This window comes from Methylosinus sp. RM1 (assembly GCF_011378635.1).
In the GTDB taxonomy this organism is placed as follows: Bacteria; Pseudomonadota; Alphaproteobacteria; order Rhizobiales; family Beijerinckiaceae; genus Methylosinus; species Methylosinus sporium.
Genome location: NZ_WOVC01000117.1, coordinates 1 through 714 on the forward strand (window position 1 = coordinate 1; position 714 = coordinate 714).

Sequence of the window (714 nt, forward strand, 5' to 3'; positions counted from 1 at the left end):
GGCGTTGTCACATTAACGCGCGGGTAAGCCGACACGGGCGATCTTCCCGCCATGAAACAATCACCCGTGAGCTACAAGCGCCATCGCTTCCCGCCGCAGATCATCGCCCATGCCGTCTGGCTCTATTTCCGATTTCCACTCAGTCTGCGCCTCGTCGAGGAGATGCTCCTCGAACGTGGGATCGACCTCTCCTACGAAACCGTCCGCCGCTGGGCCAAGAAATTCGGACCCGAATACGTCGGTCGCCTGAAGCGCAAAAAGCCGGGTCGACGCGACGTTTGGCATCTCGACGAAGTCGTCGTCACGATCAACGGCGAAAAGCGCTATCTGTGGCGTGCGGTGGATCAGGACGGATATGTCCTCGACGAAATCGTTCAGGTTCGTCGTAACGCCAAAGCAGCTCAACGACTGCTGAAACGACTTCTTCACAAGCAGGGCTGCCGCCCAAGGCGCATGATCACCGACAAGCTCGGCTCCTATGCGGTGGCGCGCCGCAAGCTCATGCCGGGGGTCGAGCATCGGCAGCACAAGGGTTTGAACAACCGGGCAGAAAATTCCCACGTCCCATTACGAAAGCGCGAGCGAGCGATGCAGGGGTTCCGATCGTGGCGAGGGCTGCAACATTTCGTCGACGTCTTCTCCGCAGTCCGCAATCTCTTCGTTCCATCCCGACCTTCGGGACGGTCCGCCATCGCCATCCGCCTGCATCGCCTC

At 60.1% G+C, this 714-nt stretch carries 1 protein-coding gene; it reads left to right on the plus strand.

Annotation, left to right across the window (positions count from 1 at the left end; all coding sequences use genetic code 11):
* Positions 1-51: 51 nt before the first annotated feature.
* A partial coding sequence (locus tag FMZ75_RS21215) for an IS6 family transposase (RefSeq protein ID WP_166146310.1) occupies positions 52-714 on the plus strand: 663 nt, incomplete at its 3' end.